Here is a 22,352-nt window from a genome sequence, read left to right as displayed (position 1 = left end):
TGTTAACAGGGGACCCTTCCGCTACCGGCGGCGTTAATAGGGGGCCCTTCCTTGCACGACGGGCTCGGCGGCGGGGACCGCGGGCGTGCCGACGGCCACGGTGGGCGAGGTGCGGCGGCGGCCGACCAGGCCCTGGGTGACCGCGACGCCGAGCAGCACCACCAGCGCGCCGACCGGCTGGTGCCAGGTCAGTCGCTCGTTCAGCGCGAGCGCGCCGATCACCACCGCGAACACCGGGATCAGGTACGTCACCGTGGAGGCGGTGCTCGCGCCGGCCACCCGGATGTTGCGCATGTTGATCACGAAGGCCAGCCCGGTGCCCAGCGCGCCGAGCGCGAGCACACTGGCCAGGACCTCGCCGGAGAGGGCGGTCGGCAGCGGCGGAGCGCCCACCACGAGCGGCGTGACGACCGCGAGCTGCGCCACCGCCATCAGCAGCTGCGCGGCGGAGAGCGACAGGCCGGAGTACGAGCTGCCGGCCACGAACTTCTTCTGGTACGGGATGCTCACGCCGTAGCAGGCCGCCGCGCCGAAGCACATCAGCTGGCCGGTGAAGTGGGCTCCGCCGACGCCCTTCCAGACCCCGAGCACGACAAGCACACCGGCGAAGCCCAGACCGAGCCCGACGGCCCGGCGGACGGTCAGCCGCTCGGTGCGGAAGACCAGCACCGCCATCGGCAGCACGATCAACGGTGTGGTGGCGTTCCAGATGCCCGCGAGCATCGACTCCACCCGCTGTTCGCCGTAGCCGAAGAGGGTGAACGGCACCGCCACGCCGAGCGCCCCGATCACGAACAGGTGGGCCCAGACGCGGGGCTCGCGGGGCAGCCGGTCGCGCAGCACGGCGAGCACGACCAGCAGCGTCACCGCGCCGGCCGCGACCCGGTAGAGAGTGAGCTGCAGCGGGTGGAGCTCACGGATCCCGACCTTGATGAACAGGAAGCTGGAGCCCCAGATCGCGGCCAGCGCGACGAACCCGGGCAGCCAGCTCCGAAGAGCCGCCCGGTCAGGAGTGATATCGGCGGTCACCCCTGACACTCTGCCGCAGGCGTACGACCGAAGTCGCGCGCTTTCCGGACGTCGTGTCGACCGTCACGGAGACCGTGGCCCGATGGCCGGCCGGCCGTCCCGAACCGCCGCGCCGGACACCGCAAACCGTGTCGACAACCAGGCCCGGTGGTCGCGTAGGGTCGCAGCGTGGGACGAATCGACGACATCGCCAACCGGTACGTGGCGGACTGGGCCGCGCTGAGCCCGACCGGTGCCACCTACGTCGGTATCGCGGGCTACGACGACCAGCTCGACGACCTCTCGCCGGACGGGTACGCGGCCCACGCCGACCTGACCCGGCGGACCCTCGCCGACCTCGATGTCACCGAGCCGGAGACGGAGGCGGAGCGCACGGCCAAGGAGGCCATGCAGGAGCGGCTCGGCCTCGACCTCGCCCGGTACGAGGCGGGAGAGGTGGGCCGGGGGGTCAGCGTCATCACCAGCGGCCTGCACGACCTGCGGTCCGTCTTCGACCTGATGCCGACCGAGGGCGAGGACGCCCGGGCCAACATCGCGGCCCGCCTCAACAAGTTCGCCGGCGCTCTTGAGGACTACAAGACCACGCTGCGCGCGACGGCGGAGGCCGGCCAGGTCAGCTCGCGGGCGCAGCTCCTGGAGGTCGCCAAGCAGTGCGACATCTGGGTGGACCCCGACGGGGACAACTTCTTCCACGGCCTGGTCGAGCGGCTGGCCGAGGAGGGCGTCCTGGGTGCCGAGCTGCGCCGCGGTGCCGCCGCCGCCACCGCGGCGACCGCCGAGTTCGGCCAGTTCCTCCGCACCGAGATGGTCCCGCTGGGCAGCGAGAAGCAGGCCGCCGGGCGGGAGCGTTACGAGCTGGCGTCGCAGTACTTCCTCGGTGCCCGGGTCGACCTCGACGAGACGTACGCGTGGGGGTTCGAGGAGCTGGCCCGGCTCGAGGCGGACATGCGGGCGGTGGCCGCGCGGATCGTCGGCCCCGGTGCGAGCATCGACGAGGCGGTGGCGGCCCTCGACGCCGACCCGGCCCGCACCATCCAGGGCAAGGAGGCGTTCCGCGACTGGATGCAGGCGCTCGCCGACAAGGCGATGAGCGAACTGCACGGCACCCACTTCGACATCCCGGAGCAGGTCCGCCGGATCGAGTGCTGCCTGGCCCCGACCAGCGACGGGTCGATCTACTACACCGGCCCGAGTGAGGACTTCTCCCGCCCCGGCCGGATGTGGTGGGCGGTGCCGCAGGGCGTCACCGACTTCTCCACCTGGCGCGAGGTCACCACCGTCTACCACGAGGGCGTGCCGGGCCACCACCTGCAGGTTGCCCAGACGGCGGTCCGCGCCGAGACGCTGAACCGCTGGCAGCGGTTGCTCTGCTGGGTCTCCGGCCACGGCGAGGGCTGGGCCCTGTACGCCGAGCGGCTGATGGACGAGCTGGGCTACCTGGAGGACGCGGGCGACAAGCTGGGAATGCTCGACGGGCAGGCTTTCCGGGCCGCCCGGGTGATCGTCGACATCGGTATGCACCTGGAGCTGGAGATCCCGGCGGACAACCCGTTCGGCTTCCACCCGGGCGAGCGTTGGACGCCGGAGCTCGGCTGGGAGTTCATGCGCGCGCACTGCCGCGTGCCGGACGAGAACCTGCGCTTCGAGCTGAACCGCTACCTCGGCTGGCCGGGCCAGGCGCCGTCCTACAAGGTCGGCGAGCGCATCTGGCTGCAGGCGCGGGAGGACGCGATGGCCCGCAAGGGCGCCGACTTCGACCTCAAGGAGTTCCACCGGCAGGCGCTCGATTTGGGCGCGCTCGGGCTGGACCCGCTGCGCCGGGCGCTCGCCCGACTCTAGGGCCGGTTCGCGAGGTGCGGGGCCGGTGGGACTGCCGGCCCCGCACCCGCTGGTGGTGGAGGAGTCAGGTCAAGGTCAGCCGCAGCCGCGGCTTCGCGGTCAACGTGTCGCTGGTGACGAACGCCAGGTCCATCTCCGGGTCGGTGAAGGAGATCGGAATCGGGGACGTGATCGGCAGACCGTCCGGGAAGGGCAGGTCCGGCGTCAGGGTCAGCCTGATGCCGAGCAGCTTGCCGCTGAAGCGGGTCGCGTAGAAGTCCACGTTGCCCCGCACGGTCAGCTGGCCGGTGGCGAAGCTCATGGTCCGACCGGCCGGGCCCGGTACGCGCAGCAGGAAGTCGTCGGTGACGGCGCGCGCCATGCTGAACTTCAGCGCCTTGAGCGTCCCCACGGCGGTCGGCAGGTCGACGATGCCCTCGAACCGCAGCCCGGTCATCGTCACCTTGGAGCCGGTCAGCTTCGACGGGACCGCGTTCACCCGCGGCTGGCCCGGATCGGCCGCCACCCGGGGCAGCGGCTGGCCGGGCTCGGCCTCGTCGCCGGCGCTCGGCGTCGGCTGGGGGCAGGCACTGGCGGTGGGTCGGGGTTTCGGCGTTCCGGTCGGGGTGGGCCGGGCGGTGGCCGTCGGCGACGCGCTCGGCGAGGCGGCCGGCGCTTCCTCGTCGTCGTCACCGATGCCGAGCAGGTCGCCGATGCCCCCCAGGATGTCCGTGATGATGTTGCCGTCGTCCTCACCCTCGTCGGCGTCCGCGCTCGGGCCGGCGGAGGGGGACGCGGTCGGCCGCGGCGCCGCCGGACGGGTGGGGCTCTTCGACCCGGCGGGTGCCGGCCGGGTCGGGCAGGCGGTGGGCGTCGCCGGGGCGGCCGCCGCCCACCCCGCCGGAACGGCCGCGTGCGCCGGCGCGGGTGCGGCGAGCGCCGCCGCGGCGGAGAGCCCGACCAGACCGAGCAGCACCGCCAGGAGCCGCGGGTCACGCGGACCGGGCGCGGGCGGATCGGCCTCCGGCCGGTGCGGACCGTTCTCGGCCCGCGCCGGCTGGGCCGCGCGGAGCGGCGGCTCCGTCGGGGGGGTCTCCTCGACGAGGGCGAGCCGCGGCCGGTCGGGGCCGGGCTGCGCCGGCGGCACGTACTCCAGGGTGGGCTCCTCCGAACCGGGCAGGTCGGAGGCGGCGGACCCGGGGGTGCGCGGGTCCAGCGTCCAGGCGAACGCCAGGGCGCTGCCGACCACGCCGAGCAGCAGCCCGATGAGGAAGCCGCCGAGGTTCACCCCGATCAGCGAGTAGAGCGCGGTGATCGCGGCCACCACGGCGTAGAAGATCCGCTGTTGCGGGCTGAACCAGATCAGCAGGCCGCAGGTCACCAGGATCGTGGGGATCAGCCAGGAGAGGAAACCGGTCGGTCCCATCTGGAAGGTGAGCCCGCCGAGCGACATCTGGGTGGTCCCGAAGATCTCCAGGCCAGCCAGCACGGTGAGCAGGCCGCCCCAGAACGGGCGGTTCCGCCGCCACCGGCGGAAGCCGCGCCACGTCTCGCGCAGACGGCTGGGCCGGGCGTGCTGCGGTTCGGCGGTTGTCACGTACGCCTCCTGCCGGGTGGGGGGACGGGGGCAGGGAGGGGGCCCGCGGAGCGTGCCCTCCGCGGGCCCCCGCTGGTCAGGTCAGAAACATTCCTTGGCGTCCGCGCCCGCGTTGACCGCGAGCCGGAGGCCGGTCAGGTTGAACGTGCCGGCGTGGGTGGAGCGGGCCACCTGGCGGAGGTTCTTGATGACGACCGTGTCGGACTGCTGACCGAACGCCTTCTCGGCGCCGGTGGCGCCCTTCGGGCCGCCGGTGAGGGTGGACGCGTCCTGACCGATGTTGATGTTCTTGAATTCGGCGTCGCCCTCGAGCGAGTCCATGTCGATGAGCAGTTCGGTGGCGGTGGCCGGCTTGCCGCCGCCACCGGCCTTGATGGTGAGCACCACCGGGGCGCCGGGCACCTTCACGGACTGGCACAGGTTGTACAGCTTCGCGTCCCGGATGCCGGAGACGGCGATCGGGTGCGTCGTGCCGTCCTTCTCCTTGGCGATGCCGCCGTACTGGACGAAGCCCTCGCCGCGCAACTCGGTCGCGGAGACCTTGAAGGTCTGGCCGGAGACGGCGAACGACGCCGCGATCGCGCCGTTGGCCATCCCGAAGACGATCGCACCGGCGACAGCGGTCGCCGGCACCAGAAGTGCGGCGAAGCGCCGCCACCGGGTACGACCCGGGTTGTCGAACCGATCCTGCACGGTGCCCTCCTCGGGGGTGGTTGGCGCGCGGTGGCCGGTCGGCGGGGGTGGGCGGCCCGAACCGGGTCCCGCCCACCTGTTACCGGCGGGTAACGAACGTGTGCCGATGATGGTGCACGGCTGCGGCCCAGGTCACAAGAGGCAAGTTACCTCGGAGTAACAGCGCGTACGCATTTGCGCTCCGGAGCGTCACAGCGGGGATCAAGGGCGAACGCCGACCGGGAAGCGTTACCCCAGCAAGCTGCGGTTTCCGCCCGCCGCGCACCGGTCACGTCGGGTGTCTGGATAGACGGATTACAATCAGGTAACGGCTGTAAAGTAGCGGCGCCGCAACTGACCCTTCCGGCCGGATCGGATCCACCCTTCAGCCGGCGGACGGCGGCACGAACGGCCAGCCCACGACCCGTCCCGATGTCCTACTGTTTGCCGGTGAGCTTGAACGACGTACGCCGCGACTGGACCACGCTCGGCGCCGAGGACCCGCTCTGGGCCGTCCTGGTCCAACCGGGCAAGCGCGGTGGCCGGTGGGACGAGGACGAGTTCCTGGCCACCGGCCGTGCCGACGTCGAGGAGACGGTCGGCTGGCTGGGCGGGCTCGGCCTGCCCACCCGCTGGGAGCGGGCGCTCGACTTCGGGTGCGGTGCCGGCCGGCTGTCCCAGGCGCTCGCCGCCCACGCCACGCAGGTGGTCGGCGTGGACATCGCCCCGTCCATGCTCGAGACCGCACGCCGGCTCGATCGCACCGACGGCCGGATCGAGTTCGTCCTGAACGACGCGCCCGACCTCGGCCGGTTCCCCGACGGCCACTTCGACCTGGTCTACAGCGCGCTGGTGCTGCAGCACCTGCCCCGGCCGGCGGTCGACCGCTACCTGGCCGAGTTCCTCCGCGTGCTCCGTCCGGGCGGCGTCGCCGTGGTGGGGCTGCCCACCGAGCCGGCCCGCACCCTCAAGGGCCTCGTCTGGCGGTTCGCTCCGTTCCGGCTGATCAGCTGGGCGCAGCGCCGCGTGCTGGGCTACCCGGCCCCGATGCGGATGACGCCGGTCCCGCACGCCGACATGGTGCGGTTGCTGGCCACGCACGGCGGGGAGATCGTCGACCGGCGGCCGGACCTGCCGTACACCGAGGACTGGCTGTGCAGCCGGTACGCGCTGCGCCGCCGGTGACCCGGCGGTACGCGCGGCGCCGCCGGTGACCCGGAAACCCGTCGGGCCGGTCGACCCTCAAGGTCGACCGGCCCGCTGCGTGAGTGGGGCGTGGGTCAGGCGTCGGTACGCTCCGCGTGCCGACCACCCTGGTTCGGCACCGTCGGCTCGTCGACCGGCTCCTCCGCGGCCTCCGACGGGCTGTCCTCGGTCGGCCGGTCGTCACCGGCGACCGGCGCGGCGGCGGCCCCGCTGCGCCTGGCCCGAATGATGATGAGAAGGCCGAGCAGCAACAGCAGCACACCCAGGCCGGCGAGCACGAGCGGTGCCACGACGGTCAGCAGGTTGATCTGCCCGCGCGCGTCCTTGGCGGCGTCGGCCTGCTGCTTCTGGGTGTCCTCGGTGAAGGTCAACGTGGCGTCAATGATTTTGATCCGGTCGTTGCCGTCCGGGTCCCGCAGGGTCTGGAGCTGCTTCTCCTGGCCCTTCACGATGACGCCCGTGGTCGGCTCGACCCAGACGGTGCGCGTGTTGGCGTAGTAGCGGCCCGCGGTGACGGTCGGTTCGGTCGAACCGACCAGGTTCCCCGGAACGTCGATCTGGCTGATCTCGACCGGCTCGACCGTCATCTCGAACTTGTAGACGGTCAGGCCCTGGAGCTCCTCGGTCCCGACGTAGTCGATCGGGTACGCCTTCCGGGCGGTGTTGTCGAAGTACTGGTAGGTCTTCTTCTCCGTACCGAACGGGAAGGTGTATGTCAGGCCCTCGTGCTTGGCGGCCGTGCCGTTGACGTTCTCCCCGCAGCACTCGATCGCCTCAGCGGTGCGGCGGTGCAGCGCCACCCGGTCCGAGCTGTAGGTGATCGGGTCCTCGGTGGGGTCGGCAGCGGCGTCGTCGGTCACGGTGACACCGACGTCGAAGACCGCCCGCTCGGAGTTGCCGGCCTCGACGTCACCGCGGACGGCGCGGGAGGCCGTCAGGTTCACGCCGGTCCGCTCGGACAGGGTGGCGAAGTCCAGGACCGTGGCGTTCTGAGCCTTCGAGTGGGTGACCGATTTCTGGTCGAGGGGCACCTTGACGAGCGACGGCGCGACGTACAGCGGCATAGCCAAGGCCCCGACGATCAGGAACGTGCCCGCCGCCACCAAGACGGCACCCGGCGCAGGTCGCATGGAGCTCCTCCTTACTCTCCAGTAGTCGGCCGGCTGACAGTACATGATGAGCGTGATTTCGGATATGGTCCGACGCGTCTTCCTGCGCTATACGACCTCGGCCGAAAGCGGCTTTCCGGTCGTACGATCATGAATGTCGAGGAACTGTGGGCGGTCCTGTCACGCCGGCCCGGACCGGCCGGGAGGCGGGGCCGGGCGGCCCGCGTACCGGGTGGTCACCGGCCCTGGAGGGGCTGCGCGCCCTGGCCGTGCTCGCCGTCCTCGTCCACCACGTCTCCTACCTGAGCGGCCTGACCAACTCGCTGGGACGCTTCGGCGGGCTGCTCGCCCGGCTGGACCTGGGAGTGGCGCTCTTCTTCGCCCTGTCCGGTTTTCTCCTCTACCGCCCATTCGCAGTCGCGGCGATCAACTGCCGCCCGCAGCCGTCCGTCCGGCGCTACCTCTGGCACCGCGCGCTGCGCATCCTGCCCGCCTACTGGGCGATGGCCGCCGTCGCGCTGGTCTGGCTCAACATCGACTACCTGCGGTCGCTCTGGGACTGGGCGGTCCCGTTGCTGCTGTTGCAGATCTACCAGCCGCTGCGGCTGCCGGTCGGCATGGAGCAGACCTGGAGCCTCGCCACCGAGGTCGCGTTCTACCTCGCGCTCCCGCTGTTCGCCGTGCTCGGGCGGAAGCTGGGCGGCCGGACGCCCCGGGCCCGGGCCCGGCGCCACCTGCTGCTCGGCGTGGTGCTCATCGTGGCCGGGGCGGTCTGGAACGCGTACACCCACGCACCGGACTCCGCGCTGCCCGGGCTGTCGGTGGTCTGGCTCCCGGCGTACCTGGACTGGTTCGGGCTCGGCATGGTGCTCGCGGTTCTCGCGTGCTGGCCGGTCGGCGCCGCCGCCGCGACACCGTTCCTCAGCGGGTTCCACCCCGGAACCGTTCACGACGACGAGGACCTGTGGCTGACCACGCCGCGCGGGCTGCGGGTCTTCACATTCGCGCCCGGAACGGCCTGGCTCGTCGCCGGCATGCTGCTCTGGATCGCCAGCACCCCCATCGCCGGCCCACGTGCGCTCGAGCCCGTCACCGCGGTCGAGTCACTGACCGAGCACCTGCTGTTCGGCCTGGTCGTGTGGTTCGTGATGGCGCCCCTCGTCGGCCCACGGCCGGCCGGGCTACCGCAGGCGCTCCTCAGCCATCCGGTGGTCCGGTTCCTGGGCCGGATCTCCTACGGCATCTTCCTCTGGCACCTGCTCGCCATCGAGGCCTGCCTCCGGCTGCTCGGGTTCACCCGGTTCGACAGCTCGTTCTGGGGCCTCCTGCTGGCCAGCCTCCTGCTCACGATCCCGGCCGCCACCCTCAGCTACTACCTCATCGAGTGGCCGCTGCAGCGGCTGCGTCGGCGCGTCGAGAGCCGGCCGCAGGCCGCCGACGTCCCGGAGCCCGTGCTCCCCCCGCCGGTCGAGGTCGGCGTCCCGGTCCGCGCCCCCGTGCTTCAGGGCGCGGCGTCGGCGCCACCGGGCCAGGCGGCTCTCCCGGCGGGCCTCGTAGCGGCCGCGGACCCGGCGGTAACGCAGCACCAGCGCGGCGACGGCGACGAGCAGCAGGCCGGTGGGGACCGCCCCGAGTAGCTCGGCGAGCCACTCGGCGCCGATCCGGTCCGACCACCACCGCTGCGTCGCGTGGGCGGTGAGGCCGAGCAGTGCCGGCAGCCAGATCCACGCCGGCCTTGGCACCCGACGCGGGTGCAGCGCGACGACGACAAGCGCGCACCCCAGACCCACCGGTCCGCCGAGCAGCGCCGGCACGCCGACCGCCAGCAGCGGCGCGGTGGGCATCGTGTCCGGCACCACGGGGTACGCCGGCCGGTGGCGCCGCCCCGGCACGACCGCGGCGAACAGCAGCACCACCAGCAGGCCCGCGGCGACCCGAAGGATGAGCTGGTACTGCTCGCCCGGTGTGAAGAGCAGCTCGACCCGGCCGCCGGAGCCCGCCGGCACGATCCAGGCCTGCTTCCAGCCGTCGATCCGGGTGGCCTGGAGCGGGGTGCCGTCCAGGGTCGCCCGCCAGCCCAGGTTCGCGTTCTCCGGCACCACCAGGTAGCCGGTGTCGCCCGCCCCGACCGAAAGCGTCCGGCGGCGGTCGCCCCAACCGGTCACGGACAGCGGCCGGACGTACGGCTCGTCACCCGCCGCGCGGGGCGTGCCGCTGTCCAGCACCACGCTGTCGACGACGAACCGATCCGCGGGTACGGACACCTCGTTCGGGCCGGCCGGCAGCCGGACCCGCGCCGAGCCGGTGGCCGCCCTGGTGCCGGTCACGCACGCCTGGTACCGGAGGGGGCGCAGGTCCCGCAGGTCCCGCAGGGTACCGGCGGCGGTCGTCGGCACCTTCGCCCCGTTGACGACGAGTGTCGGCCCCTCGCCGCACGGCAGCGTGACCGTGCGCGCGAGGTCCCGGGGCTCGTTGGCCTCCGGCACGTTCTCGACGTCCACTCCGCTCAACCCCACCGGGAGGACCTGCGGCTCGAACCACGCGGTCGACCGGTTCACCCGCGACACCGACGAGGTCACGGCGATGGAGAGGCCCCGGGTCCGCAGCGCCTTGAAGCGGACCGTCCCGTCCAGCCCGACCGTCGCCTCCCGGATGCCGTCGTCGCCGGTGATCCGCACGGTTCTCGGTGGTGCCGCCACCAGGTTCGCCGGGAAACGCAGCCGGACCCAGCTCACCTTCCGCACGCCGAGCCAGCGCAGCGTGATCCGGGGCTGCTGGTCGTCCGGATCCGCCCACCACGCCGTACCGTCGTCGCCGTCGCCGAGCGCCCGTGCGGAGGCGACGGGATCGACGAACCACCTGCTCGACGTCTCGAACCGCGGCCCGCCGACCAGCTCGTCGTACGCGTCGAGCGCGGCGGCGGCCGTCGGGCGGGCCAGGCCGGTGACCCGGGCCGCCGACTCCACCGGGAGCGTGAAGCGACGCGGGTCCAGCCCCACCTCCTCGCCGTGCCGGATCAGGTCGGGCGAGCAGAGGTAGTTGTCGCCGCCGGTGGGCGTGCAGGCCGTACGGTCACCGGCCCGGCGGGAGAGGGAGACGATCTCCGGCGTGCCGGAGCCGGCGGGGACCTCCGGCAGGCGCAGGTAGCGGTCCGGATCCACCTGCGGGACCCGTAGCTCACGGATGCCCACCCGGCGGCCGGGAACGTCCCGGTCGGCGACCCCGTCGATGGTGACCCGCACCCAGTCGGTCGGCCCGGACGGAAGCGTCAGGCGCGCCGGCTTTCCACCGGAGCCCGCCACCCAGTGCAGGAACGACCCGGCCGCCGTACTGACCCTGACCCGCGTCACCGGCTCGCCGATGACCTCGTCCTCGACCACCTGCAGGGAGACCGAGTCGGCGCGGATCTGGCGCGGGAACCTGACCTCCAACCACTGACCCACGGGTTTCCGCAGCCCGTCGGACAGCCAGGCGGTGGCGGTGTCGCCGTCTACCGCCGAGTACGGCCCGGCCGAGGGGTCGCGCAGCCCCGCCGGGCCGGCCACATCGGCGGCCGTCGACGACGCCCGCACCGCCGTCACGTCGTCGTACGCGGCGGTGGTCGTGGAGTTCTCCCAGGCCGGGTCGACGACGTCGTGGACGGCGCGCGCCTGCCGGGGCTCGTCGTCGGGCGTGAACGTGCGCGAGACGTTCCCCCGGATGAGACCGAAGTCGACCTCGCGGCTGCGCAGGGTGTCCGCCAGCACGCTGCGCGCTCCGCTCGGCGCGCCCGGGTCACCGTCGAGGATCACCGGGCGGCCGTCCAGGACCCCGGCGTCGGCCAGGTCGAGGAGCGTCTCTGGCGCGCCGGCCAGGTTCAGCGGTTCCGACGCGTCGACCAGGTCGGCGCGTTGCGCCGGCCGGTCGACGCGGTAGATCTCCACCGCCGGATACGGCCGGTGCAGCCCGTAGTCCCACGCCCCGCCGAAGTCCGGCTCCGCGCCCACGACGGGCCCGAACTGCGCGACCCGCGACAGCCCCGGCGCATTGTCCAGGGTCCGGTGCACGAGCACCGGCCACGCCGCCGCCCCCACCGCTGGCCGCAGGTCGTTCCGCACGACGAGGTAGCGCACGCCGAGCCGGCCGAGGACGTCCGCCAGGCCCGGTGACACCGTGCCGGCGGCCAGCCGCTCGTCGATCGCGGCGAGCAGCCGGGCGTTGCCCACGGAGCCGGCCGGGACCAGGGAGCGCACCGCCCAGCGGGACTCCAGCAACGGCTGCAACGGCTCGTCCATCGGACGCCCCCAGCCGTACTCGGCGAAGTTCGACCCCGGCACCAGCAACGTCGTGCCGTGACCGGCGTGCCGGTCGAGCCAGGCGGCCGTCTGCCGCCAGTGCTCGGGGAGGCCGGGGAACCCGCCGTGCGCGGCGAGGCCCGCGGTGCCCGCCCCGCCGGCGACGGCAACGAGCGTGACCGCGGTGAGCCCGATCGCCGCGCGCCGCGGCGCCACGGTTGTCGGCCGTGGGAACCGCCGGATCGCGGCGATCCGCCCGACGCTGTCCAGCAGGTGCGCGGCGGCCAGCGCCATCGGCAGCCGCAGGACGACGTCGAACTTGTGCAGGTTCCGGAGCGCGGCGCCCGGGCCGTCGAGGATCTCCCGCACGTGCGCGGCGAACGTCGCGCCGCCAAGCGTGAGGTTGCCGGCGGTGAGCGTCAACAACCCCACGAGTGCCGCGGTCAGCAGGAACCGCCGCTCCGGCAGGTCCCGGCGCGCGAGACCGGCCACTCCGAGCGCGGCGATCAGCGCGGCGGCGACCGCCAGCCACGGCACCGTGACCAGTTCCCATCCCGACCGCCACCAGGGCAGACCGTCGACGGCCAGGTAGCCCACCCAGTGGGTGACGCCACGGACCGCCGCCGGCAGCTCGCTGAGGCCGGTGGTCACCGCCGCGCTCTCCGTGTACGGCAGGAAGGGGAAGCCGTGGCGTTGCAGGAGCAGCAGCGGTGCCAGCCACCAGAACGTGGCGGCGGCCATGGCCAGCGTCCACCATCCGAGCAGGCGCCGTCGGCGTGGGCCCGGCGGGCGGGTCACCAGGTACAGGAACGCCGGCAGGACGGCGCAGGCGGCGGCGGCCCCGTTGGCGCCGCCCATGCAGACCGCGGCGAGTCCGCTGAGCGCGGCGGCGCGCCGCAGCGAGCCACCCGCGGCACCCCGCACCAGCGGCAGGACCACCCACGGCGCGACGCAGTAGGGCAGCAGCTCCAGCGAGACCGTGCCGACCAGGCTGAGCGCCCGCGGTGAGAGCGCGAACACGGCGCCGGCCACCAGTCGGGTCGCCGGACCGCCGATGTCCAGGGCGCGGGCCAGCCGAACCATTCCGGTGAAGGCGACGCAGAGCAGGGCCGCCATCCACAGCCGCTGGACGAACCACGTCGGGAGGCCGACCGCCTCGCCGAGGACGAAGAACGGCCCCATCGGGAAGAAGTAGCCCACCGCCTGGTTCTGGAGCGTTCCGAACTGCCATTCCGACGCCCACAGCTCGGCGGCCCGAGCAAGGAAACCGCCCGGATTCACGGCCATGTCCAGCTTGGTGTCCGGTACGACGAGCCCCGGCTCCTGGGTGACGCACAGGCCGGTCAGGGCGAGGCAGACGAGCAGTTCCCGTAGCCGCCACACCGCCACGGACACCGGTGTGGCGGATGCTCCGGTGGTGCGTCGGTCGGCCCTCCAGCCGCTCAGCACTGCCGTTCCGGAGCGCCGGTGAGGAGTTCTTCGGTGGACGGCACCCGCCCGGTCACCGCGGCGGCGGGCACGCCGGCCCGGGCCAGCACCTCCCGGACCGTCGCCGGGTCCGCCGCCGGCACCATGATCCACAGCGTGTCCGCGCCGACGGCGACCCGCCGGGTACGGGGTAGGAGCGGGCTGATCCGGGCGAGCAGTTCGTCCGGCGCATCGGTGCGGACCGCCAGGCAGGTGTCCTCGGCCGCCCAGGGCACGGCCCGCGACGCGAGCAGGTCGCCGAGGACGTCCCGGACCCGCCGGCCGGTGTCGTCCCAGCGGAACGACCCGCTCCATCGCCGGCACTCGGCGGCCGCCCGGGCGGCGTTGCCGGGCTCTGCGAGCCGGTCGAGCGCCCGGTCGAGGCATTCCGCGAGACTGCCGGCGGGGTCGTCGCCCTCGGCGGCGAGCCACCCGGTGCGTCCCGGGCGTACGGCGTCGCGGATTCCCTCCACGTCGAAGGCGACCGTGGGCAGCCCGGCCGCCGCGGCCTCCACGACGACGAGCCCCCAACCCTCGCCCCAGGATCCGGTGACGTGCAGCCAGGCGGCGTCCACCAGGGCGTCCCGCTGCTGCGCCGGCACATGGCCGTGGACGGTGACCACGCCGGTCAGCCCCCGGTCGGCGACGTGCCGGCGGATCCGGTCCACGTCGGGCCCGCCACCCACCACGTCGAGGGTCAGATCGGGTCGCCGCCCCCGGAGCCGGGCCACGGCGTCGACCACCAGGTCGACCCGCTTGTGCGGGGTCACCCGGCCGACGCAGACCAGTCGGGGCCTGCCGTCGTGGCCACGCGGGGTGGCACCGGTCCGTGCGTCCGACCCGTTCGGCACCACGACCACCGGCGCCATCCAGCGGAGCCGGTCCCGTACGGCCTCGGCGGTGGACGGGGACACGGCGAGGGTCACGCCGTCGCGGTACACGCGGCGGGCCACCGGACCCTCCAGCCAGGCGCCGAACCGGCCGAGCAGCGGACCGAAGTAGAGCCGGAACTGCCGGTCGTGCACGTGGTGGATCACGCAGACCACCGGCACGCGGCGGGGCAGGACGAGCGGGCTGAAGAACGGGATGCCGTTCTGGCAGTCGATCACCGCGTCGAACCGGTGCCGGTGGCGCAGCAGCCAGGCCAGGACCCGCGGGTAGACGCCCCATCGTCCGCCGCGCCGGACGATCGTGACGCTGTCGCGCACCTCGCCGGCGAGCTGGCCGGCGGCGCGGGCGGTGACGAAGGTGACCTCGGCCCCGGCCGCCACCAGGTCGCGGGCCACCCGCCAGGCGTACTCCTCCGCGCCACCGGCGTCCGGGTGCCACGGGTCCTTCCAGTTGAGGACGGCGATCCGACGCCCCGCCACGCCGGTGTCGACGACGGGATCGGGAGCGGTCCGGGCGGACGGGACGGTCACGGCCGCAGACCCACGGCGGCGCCGCTGGTCACGTCGGGCGGGACCGGAAGACCGACGACCGGTGAGACGGTCGAGCCGGCGGGCACGTTCTCGACCCGGCGCAGTCGCCAGGAGATCGCCGCCACGTCGACGAAGCTGCGCCAGCCGTGCCGGAGGGTGGAGAAGGTGGAGCCGGGCACGTCGACCCAGTTGACCGGGATCTCCACCAGCCGGGCACCGGCCCGCTCGGCACGGCCGAGCACCTCGACGTCGAACGCGAAGCCGCCGCATCGCAGCGGCTCGAACGCCCGGTGTGCGACGTCGCCGCGGAAGAACTTGTAGCCGCACTGCGTCTCGCCGACGGTCCGCACGATCTGCCGGACGGCGCCCCGGAACGCGACGGCGCCCCAGCGGCGCAGCGGGCTGTGCCGGTCCTCCACCGTCGATCCCGGGTGGGCGCGGGAACCCACCACCACGTCGGCGTCGTGACTGAGCAGGGTCAGCACCTGCCCCAGGTCGTCGAGCGCGGTGGCGAGGTCGGCGTCGCAGAAGCCCACGTACCGTGCGTCGCTGGCGAGGACACCGGTGCGGACGGCGAAGCCCTTCCCGCGCTCCGCGCAGTGCAGCACGCGCACCGGAACCGGCCCGGCCGGTGCCTCGGCCGCGACCCGGGCGGTCCCGTCGGTGCTCGCGTTGTCGACCACCGTCACCCGGCAGGGGACGCCGAGGTCGGCCAGCGCCGCGCGGAGCACGACGAGCGTATCCGGCAGGCGCCGTTCCTCGTTGTACGAGGGGACGACGACGTCGAGCATGACGCGCGACGGCGCCTCAGGGAGGCGGGCCTCCATGAAGCGCCGTCAGCGCTCGCCGTACACGATGAGCGGCTGGTCCACCTTGGCCGGCCTGGCGTCGGTGGCTACCGACGTCCCGAGCGAAACGGCCAGAATCCCCAGCACAGCGCCCACCGTCGCCGCCACGATGGCGGTGAGGAGCGGGTTGAAGGATGCCTTCATTGACGGTCCCTTCGACACAAGTGACCGGACAGTAGCATGCGCCGGTGGCGTTTGGTGGGGTGCAGAAGGGCGATCAGCAGGGTGCCCGCGAGTATCGAATAACCCATCACGGGAACTATCCCGACAGCCCAGGCAGAGGCACCTGAACCGTCATTCGAGAGACGTAGTAGCGTCAATGTGGCATCCTGCCGGACCGGTTCGGCGCGCGGGAAACGGGCCCGCGCCTCCGCCGCACCCGGCTGATCGGTCTGAATGAGGACGTACCGCACACCGAGGCGGCGCAGCGCCGGCACCGGGTCGCCCGGCGCCGCCAGCACGGCGGCGACACGCTCCGCCCGCCGGCTCTCGCCGCGGATCCGCTCCCGTCCGACCAGCACGTCCTGGTCCGCGACGACGGGCCGCCGGAACGCCCGCGGCGCCGGATCCAGGACCGGCACGTTCCCGGCCCACGGGTACGCCCGGAACGACGACCAGGGCAGCGACAGCAGGCTGCCGCCCGCCGGGTCGGCGTCCACCGCCGCCCGGACCGCCGCCCACTCGGCCGGATAGTGCGAGGTGTGCAGCTGTCCGGTGAGCCCTCCGGCGAGGCCGGGCACGAGCAGGACGGGAGCCACCGCCACCAGCGACGCCACCGCCCGGCCACCGACCGCCGCCAGCCGCTCGACCAGCACCGCCAGGCCCACCGCCTGCGCCAACGCCAGCGGCCCCAGCAGCCGGGTACCGTCCCGCACGGCGCCGGCCAGGGGCACCGCGTCGACGAGCGCCACCAGCAACCGTTCGCCCGGCGGGAACGCCGGCAGCACGGCGACCACCGTGCCGACGACCGCCCCGGCCAGCAACCCCCACCAGAGCGCCGCCGGCCAGCGACGGCGCAGCAGCACGAACCCGCCCACGGCGGCCAGCGCCAGGACGAGCGCCAACACGGCGACCGGCCACCGGTCCCGCCCGAACGGGACCGCGTTGCGGCTCCAGATCCCACCCAGCGTCACCACGCTGCCGAGCACTCCGAGCGGAGTGTCCGCCCGCGCCGCGAAGGCAGCCACCCCCCGCTCGTCGACGACGAGCCCGTCGGACCGGTCGAGCAGCGCCAGCGACCAGGGCGCGGTCAGCCCGGCGAGCGTCGCCGTGCCCGCCACCAGCGCCCGCCACCGGCGGGCCAGTGCCAGCGCCGGAGCGCAGATCAGCACCGCCGAGAGCACCAGGGCCGGACCACCCAGCACGACGGCGAGACCGCCCGCGACGGTCGCCCGCCGGCGCGGCGGGCGTGGGTCGCCGTCGCGGTCCGGCGCGTCCTCGCCCGCCGGTCGCCGCACCACGTTCACCACCCAGGCGTACGCCCACGGCAGCGCCGCGTAGCCCGCGAGGACCGCCCACTGCCCGAGGTGCAGCCGTCCGTACACCCACGGGTTCCACACGAACAGGAGGCCGGCAGCGATCCGGGCCGCCGGATGGCTGACCGGGGCCACGCGCGCGGCCCCGACCGCGGCCAGCGCGAGGGCGGCGGCGAGCAGCAGCTTCTCCGCCACGTCGGACGGGACCAGGTGAGCCAGGCTCACGGCGAGCAGCTCGCTCGGCACGGCCCGCGGCAACTCGCCGCCGCTGCCCCAGACCATCGGCCCGAACGGCGGGTCGGGCACGAACACCAGGTCGTACCGGAGCAGGAAGCCGCGGCGCAGCACCGGACCGAGGATCACCAGGACCACGCCGACGGCGAGCGCCGCCTCCGGCCACCACCGCCGCCAACCGGCCGGTCCCCCGGACCCCGGCCGCGCTGACGGTCGACGCACTCGAACCCCCAACGGTCTGGTCTCTCGACGCGAGCGCCCCTAGGCACGGGCCGACGCTGGCGGTAGTTTGCCAGACGACCACCGGCGAGCAGACCGGGGCGACGATGCCCCGGGCCACGTCCGCCCCGGGCGGCGCTACCCCACACGAGGCACGATGACAGACACGACGGCCGGTTCCGGCCTGAGCCGGCTCGGCGCGGCCGGCGCGGCCGTCGCGGGCGCCGCCGCGGTCACCAACGGGTTCGCGTACCTGGTGCCGATGCTCGGTGCCCGGCGTCTCGCCGCCGAGGAGCTCAGCGTCCTGGCCACCGTGCTGGCCCTGGTCGCCATCGCCGGTGTCACCGGGGTGGGCCTGCAGATGGCCGTCGCGGTGCACTGTGCCCGGCATCCGGGCACCTCGGCCACGCGGGTCAGCATCGTCACCACCGCGGTCACCGCCGGCGTCCTGGTGGCGGCCGCGCCGCTGCTCACCACCGCCCTCCGCCTGCCCGGCGTGGTCGTGGCGCTGCTCGTGGGCCTGACCGTGCCGGTCGTCCTGGCCGGTGGCTGGCTCGGCGAGCTACAGGGCGAGGAACGGTTCGTCCGCCTCGCCTGGGGCATGGGCGCGCTCGCGCTCGGCCGCTACGCCGGCATGGTGACCGCTCTCCTGCTCGGCGCCGACGTCGTCGGCACGCTCGCGGTCGGCCTGCTCACCGGGTACGCCGCGCTGCCCGTGCTGGCGTGGATCGCCCGGCGTGGCCGGCACACCGCCGGCGGCGGTGGCCCGGAACGCCCCGGATTGCGGATCGGCCGGGTGCTGAGCGCCGGCACCGCCGCGCTGGCGATGCTCGTCGTCTCGTACGCGGACCTGATCCTCGCCCGACAGCTGCTGCCGGAGGCCGAGTCCGGGGCGTACGCGGTCGGCACGGTGCTCACCAAGGGTGCGCTGTGGGCACCGCAGGTCGTCACCGTGCTCGCACTGCCCCGGCTCGCCGTCGGGCACCGCCGGACCCGCACCGTCGCGCTCGCCGTCGTCGGCGGCTGCGGCGTGCTGCTGGTGCTCGCCTCGGCGCTGGCCGGCGGCCTGGCCTTCCGGCTGGCCGGCGGGGCGGACTACGCGGACCTGGGCCGGTACGCGCCCTGGTTCGCCGCCACCGGCGCCCTCTACGCGCTGGTCTTCGTGCTCGTCAACGCCCGGATCGCGGCCGGCGCGCGGTGGCCGTCGGCGCCCCTGTGGGTGGCGACGCTCGCCCTCGCCGGGCTGGCGACGCTTGTCGCGCCGCGCAGCCTGGCGGGCATCATGTGGTGCGCTCTCGCCGTCGCCGCCGGAACGGCGCTCGTCATGCTGCTCAGCCCTCAGCGAGCCAACGGGTCAGCAGGTGATGGTCGATCGAGTCGACCCGACCGAGCGGCCGACCCGCAGCCGCCCGCGACCGCAGTTCGTCCCGGGTGAACCAGCGCGCCTCGAGCAGTTCCACCCCGTCCACCCGGACCTCGTCGGACGCGGCGATGGCCCGGAACCCCACCATAAGCCCCGCCGGGAACGGCCACGCCTGGGAACCCTGGTACACGACGTCGGTCACGGCCACGCCGGCCTCCTCGGCCATCTCCCGCCGGACCGCGTCCTCCAGGCTCTCGCCCACCTCGACGAAGCCCGCCAGCGTCGAGTACGACCCCTCCGGTGCGCCGGCGTGCCGGGCCAGGAGGCAGCGGTCGGGCCGCCCCGGCGCCGCCAGCAGCACGATGATCGCCGGTTCGATCCGGGGAAAGAAGAGCCGGTCGCAGTCCGGCCCGGCACAGTGGCGCACGTGCCCGGCGTCGCGGGCCCCGGTCGGTTCGCCGCACGACCCGCAGTACCGCTGTTGCCGGTGCCAGTGCAGCAGGCCCCGCGCGTACGCCTGGGTGGCCGCCTCGGCGGGGGTGAGCCGCCCGACGAGCCCGCGCACGTCGACCGCGTCGGTCGCGCCGACCAGCGCACGGGCGGCGTCCTCGGTCAGCGGGGTGAGGTCGACGGCGAAGACCGGCCGGTCCCGGTCCATGCCCAGGAAGACGACCTCGTCCGCCGCGGCGCGCGCCCGCGCCGCCGCTTCGCCGGTCAACCGGACCGGCGCCGCGTCGGCGACCAGGCAGCGGTCCCGCCAGAGCGGCACCACGCGGGTGCCCGGCTCGGCGGCCAGCGCGGCCACCCGTTCCGCGTCGGCGCGCAGTGCCCCGGCCCGGTCGACCCAACCTCCGCCGTACGCCAGGATCGCTTCGTCCGCTCGCATGTCTCCCACCGTTCCATGACCGACACCGGCAGCGACGATCGGGGGCCGCGACGACACGCGACGGTGCCAACGGGCGGGCGCAGGCTGCCGCCGTGCGGACACGTTGGTTACCGTAGTTCTCCTGCGGCGGGAAAGCCGCACGTGTGGTATGCCCCCGATCGAGGTGACTGTGACGCTGTACGGCGAAAAGACTCCGTCCGCCGACGACCGGCCCACGGTGCAGGTGAAGGCCGTGCAGTGGCCGGTCGAGGAGCCGGAGCCGAGTGGGCTGCGGCGCGACGGCAAGCGGCCAGCCCGGGCCAGGGTGCTGCTCGCCGCCGGGCTCGTCACGGTGGTGCTCGCCTCCGTCGCCGGTGTCGGCGCCTACGCGTACGCCGGTGACGTGCCCCGCGGGACGACGGTGCTCGGCGCCGAGCTCGGTGGCCGCAGCCGCGCGGACGCCGCCCGCGAACTCCAGGCCGAGCTGGACCGGCGCGCCGCCGAGCTGGGCGCCCCGCTGACCGTACGCGTCGGCGAGCGCAGCGCCGAGATCAACCCGGCCGACGTGGGTCTCCGGGTCGACGTGGCGGCGACCGTGGCGGCCGCCGCCGAGGCGCAGGCGCACGCGGTGGACCGGCTGGTCGGCTCCCGCACCGTTCAGCCGGTGGTGACGGTGGACGTGGCACGGCTCGACGCGGCGCTCAAGGAGGTCATGGGCGACCAGGGCCGCAAGATGACCATGCCGGGGATCACCTGGAGCAATCTGACCCCGAAGGCGGTCCACCCGAAGCCGAGCCTCGCGCTCGACCCCGAGCACTCCGCCCAGGTGGTCCGGGAGGGCTGGCTGAGCGGTCAGCCGGTCTCCGTGCCGCTCGTCGAGACGCATCCGGCGACCACCGCCGAAGAGGTGGACCGGATGGTGGCCGAGCTGGCGAAGCCGGCCGTGTCCGCGCCGGTGACCCTGACGACGGACAAGGGTTCGGTGTCGATCCCGCCGAAGGTCATCGCGAAGAGCCTGCGGTTCACCGCCGACGAGACCGGCAAACTGTCCGCGAGGTTGGACGTCAAGCGGTTGCGTGCCGCGCTCGGTGGCGACCTGGCGAAGGTCGAGGTGCCGCCGCTGGACGCGCGGATGACGCTCACCGGCGGCAAGCCGAAGATCATCGACGGTCGGGCCGGTAAGCAGCTGGACTCCGCCACGCTGGGGGAGGCCCTGCTCGCGGTTCTGCCGCGGGCGGACGACCGCCGGGTCACCGGCACCCTCAAGCCGGCGCAGCCGGAGCTGACCGCGGCGAAGCTGGCGGGCCTGGGCATCAAGGAGCGGGTCTCCACGTTCACCACCCGGTTCCCGGGCGGGCTCTCCTCGCCGCGCAGTCAGAACATCATTACCGCGGCCAAGGACGTCGACAACACTCTCGTGCTGCCGGGTGAGACGTTCTCGCTGAACGGGCACACCGGCGAGCGCAGCTACGCGCAGGGTTACAAGGACGCTCCGGTCATCTTGAACGGCAAGCTGGTGCCCGGTGTGGGCGGCGGCGTCTCGCAGTTCACCACGACGCTCTTCAACGCCACGTACTACGCGGGCCTGGAGGACGTCGAGCACAAGCCACACTCGTACTACTTCAGCCGCTACCCGGCCGTGATCGAGTCGACCATCTTCTACCCGGACCTGGATTTCAAGTTCCGCAACAACACCGACTACGGCGTCCTGATCGACACCTCCTACACCTCGAACACGATCACCGTGTCGATCTGGAGCACGAAGATCTGGGAGAGCGTCAAGACCGAGTACAGTCCCCGGCGCAACATCACCACGCCGAAGACGGTCTACCTCGAGCCCGGCCCGAGCTGCATCGCGGCGGCCGGCAGTCAGGGGTTCACCCAGGACGCGTACCGGGTCTTCCGCAAGGACGGCAAGGTGGTCAAGCGGGAGAAGTTCAGCTGGCGCTACGACGCCGAGCCGCGCTTCATCTGCGGCCCTGAGCCGTCCTGACGCAGGCACCGTGGAGCCCCGCCGGCACGACGCCGGCGGGGCTTCTTGTTGAGTACGCGCACCGCGTCACGCCGCGGGCCAGGCGGACCGGGCCGGCCGGTACGGGCGGGGCCGGCTTCCGGCACCGGTCAGGAATCGAGAAGCCCCGGGCATCGGCACGTCGTTAGCGTGATCCGCGTGGACAGCCGCCCGGCGGTGGCCGGGTTTCCGCCCTTCACCGGAGGTCGCAATGAACGGAAACAACTGGGTCCGCCAGATCCACCGTTGGCTGGCGGTCGCCTTCACGGTGACCGTCGTCGTCACGGTTGTCGCCCTGGCGCAGGAGGATCCGATCGAGTGGGTTTCCTACGTCCCGCTGCTCCCGCTCGCACTGCTCATGTTCACCGGCCTGTACCTGTTCGCACTGCCGTACGTGGCCAGGTGGCGCCGCGGGCGCGGAGTGACTCCGCAGGGATGACGGAGGCTGCCCGCGCACAGCCCCGCCCCGTCATCCACGAGACGCTCGCGGGCTCCCGGCGCCCTTCTGCCCAGGGGGCAGTTTCGGGGAAGGTGTCCCCTCGGGTGTGGGGTGAGGCGGCATCTTCCCCGAAACTGCGTGCATTCTGCGCGGGGGGGGTGGTGTTGTGGGTGGCTTTCGGGGGTGGAAACGCGTTCAGGGCCACCCTGGTGGGTGGCCCTGAACGGGAAGGTTGTCCGGCGGTGTCCTACTCTCCCACACCCTCCCGGGTGCAGTACCATCGGCGCTGGAGGGCTTAGCTTCCG

15 protein-coding genes, 1 rRNA gene and 1 pseudogene are annotated in these 22,352 nt (G+C 73.6%); 6 read left to right on the top strand and 11 right to left on the bottom strand.

Annotated elements, in window-relative coordinates:
• Window positions 1-33: 33 nt before the first annotated feature.
• The gene (locus tag ABTW87_RS24895; RefSeq protein WP_350653379.1) at window positions 34-1,029 is read right to left on the bottom strand and encodes a DMT family transporter; all 996 of its coding nucleotides are present in this window, start codon (window positions 1,027-1,029) and stop codon (window positions 34-36) included.
• A gap of 168 nt (window positions 1,030-1,197) precedes the next feature.
• On the opposite strand from ABTW87_RS24895, the gene ABTW87_RS24890 reads away from it, so the two are divergent.
• Window positions 1,198-2,868, top strand: a complete 1,671-nt coding sequence (locus tag ABTW87_RS24890) for a DUF885 domain-containing protein (protein ID WP_350653378.1) — start codon at window positions 1,198-1,200, stop codon at window positions 2,866-2,868.
• 64 nt (window positions 2,869-2,932) lie between these two features.
• Here the strand turns inward: ABTW87_RS24890 and ABTW87_RS24885 are convergent, their stop codons facing one another.
• Together ABTW87_RS24885 and ABTW87_RS24880 are read right to left on the bottom strand one after the other, a co-directional pair.
• Entirely contained in the window at window positions 2,933-4,444 is a 1,512-nt protein-coding gene (locus ABTW87_RS24885; protein ID WP_350653377.1) for a DUF6114 domain-containing protein, read from the bottom strand.
• Window positions 4,445-4,525: 81 nt separating this feature from the next.
• Window positions 4,526-5,137, bottom strand: coding sequence for a DUF6230 family protein (locus ABTW87_RS24880; RefSeq protein WP_350653376.1), 612 nt, complete (start codon window positions 5,135-5,137; stop codon window positions 4,526-4,528).
• A gap of 429 nt (window positions 5,138-5,566) precedes the next feature.
• Between ABTW87_RS24880 and ABTW87_RS24875 the strand changes: the two genes are divergently transcribed.
• Window positions 5,567-6,301: a class I SAM-dependent methyltransferase gene (locus ABTW87_RS24875; protein WP_350653375.1), complete on the top strand. Its 735-nt coding sequence runs from the start codon at window positions 5,567-5,569 to the stop codon at window positions 6,299-6,301.
• 95 nt (window positions 6,302-6,396) lie between these two features.
• On the opposite strand, the gene pgfA is transcribed toward ABTW87_RS24875, so the two are convergent.
• Complete coding sequence (pgfA, locus tag ABTW87_RS24870; protein ID WP_350653374.1) at window positions 6,397-7,452, bottom strand: cell envelope lipid trafficking protein PgfA; 1,056 nt, start codon at window positions 7,450-7,452, stop codon at window positions 6,397-6,399.
• Window positions 7,453-7,598: 146 nt separating this feature from the next.
• Here pgfA and ABTW87_RS24865 point away from each other — a divergent pair, with 146 nt between their 5' ends.
• Complete coding sequence (locus ABTW87_RS24865; protein WP_350653373.1) at window positions 7,599-9,068, top strand: acyltransferase family protein; 1,470 nt, start codon at window positions 7,599-7,601, stop codon at window positions 9,066-9,068.
• Window positions 9,069-9,929: 861 nt separating this feature from the next.
• On the opposite strand, the pseudogene ABTW87_RS30290 reads toward ABTW87_RS24865, so the two are convergent.
• The 5 genes and pseudogenes from ABTW87_RS30290 to ABTW87_RS24840 all read right to left on the bottom strand — a co-directional run.
• A pseudogene (locus ABTW87_RS30290) lies at window positions 9,930-13,088 on the bottom strand (alpha-(1->3)-arabinofuranosyltransferase domain-containing protein); the annotation flags it as partial.
• 59 nt (window positions 13,089-13,147) lie between these two features.
• Window positions 13,148-14,593, bottom strand: a complete 1,446-nt coding sequence (locus tag ABTW87_RS24855; protein WP_350653372.1) for a glycosyltransferase family 4 protein — start codon at window positions 14,591-14,593, stop codon at window positions 13,148-13,150.
• Window positions 14,590-15,384 (bottom strand): glycosyltransferase, encoded by a 795-nt coding sequence (locus ABTW87_RS24850; protein ID WP_350653371.1) that lies wholly within the window; start codon window positions 15,382-15,384, stop codon window positions 14,590-14,592. The genes ABTW87_RS24855 and ABTW87_RS24850 overlap by 4 nt, the downstream gene beginning before the upstream one ends.
• 45 nt (window positions 15,385-15,429) lie before the next feature.
• Window positions 15,430-15,585: a hypothetical protein gene (locus ABTW87_RS24845; protein WP_350653370.1), complete on the bottom strand. Its 156-nt coding sequence runs from the start codon at window positions 15,583-15,585 to the stop codon at window positions 15,430-15,432.
• Window positions 15,582-17,372 carry an MmpA family trehalose lipid delivery protein gene (locus ABTW87_RS24840; protein ID WP_350653369.1) on the bottom strand — a complete coding sequence of 597 codons (1,791 nt, stop codon included), beginning with the start codon at window positions 17,370-17,372 and terminating at the stop codon, window positions 15,582-15,584. The genes ABTW87_RS24845 and ABTW87_RS24840 overlap by 4 nt, the downstream gene beginning before the upstream one ends.
• A 154-nt stretch (window positions 17,373-17,526) precedes the next feature.
• On the opposite strand from ABTW87_RS24840, the gene ABTW87_RS24835 reads away from it, so the two are divergent.
• Window positions 17,527-18,804 carry a polysaccharide biosynthesis protein gene (locus ABTW87_RS24835; protein WP_350653368.1) on the top strand — a complete coding sequence of 426 codons (1,278 nt, stop codon included), beginning with the start codon at window positions 17,527-17,529 and terminating at the stop codon, window positions 18,802-18,804.
• Here the strand turns inward: ABTW87_RS24835 and nudC are convergent.
• Window positions 18,701-19,618 carry an NAD(+) diphosphatase gene (nudC, locus tag ABTW87_RS24830; RefSeq protein WP_350653367.1) on the bottom strand — a complete coding sequence of 306 codons (918 nt, stop codon included), beginning with the start codon at window positions 19,616-19,618 and terminating at the stop codon, window positions 18,701-18,703. The genes ABTW87_RS24835 and nudC overlap by 104 nt on opposite strands.
• 163 nt (window positions 19,619-19,781) lie before the next feature.
• Here nudC and ABTW87_RS24825 point away from each other — a divergent pair, with 163 nt between their 5' ends.
• Together ABTW87_RS24825 and ABTW87_RS24820 are read left to right on the top strand one after the other, a co-directional pair.
• Window positions 19,782-21,590, top strand: coding sequence for a VanW family protein (locus tag ABTW87_RS24825; RefSeq protein WP_350653366.1), 1,809 nt, complete (start codon window positions 19,782-19,784; stop codon window positions 21,588-21,590).
• A gap of 229 nt (window positions 21,591-21,819) precedes the next feature.
• Window positions 21,820-22,047: a hypothetical protein gene (locus tag ABTW87_RS24820; protein WP_350653365.1), complete on the top strand. Its 228-nt coding sequence runs from the start codon at window positions 21,820-21,822 to the stop codon at window positions 22,045-22,047.
• A 234-nt stretch (window positions 22,048-22,281) separates the two neighbouring features.
• Here the strand turns inward: ABTW87_RS24820 and rrf are convergent.
• Window positions 22,282-22,352: ribosomal RNA gene (gene rrf, locus ABTW87_RS30285) — 5S ribosomal RNA — on the bottom strand; the annotation flags it as partial.

This window comes from Micromonospora sp. NPDC126480 (assembly GCF_040302465.1).
Lineage (GTDB): Bacteria > Actinomycetota > Actinomycetes > Mycobacteriales > Micromonosporaceae > Micromonospora.
Note: the sequence above shows the minus strand (reverse complement) of the source record. Positions and strands in the feature narration are given on the sequence as shown.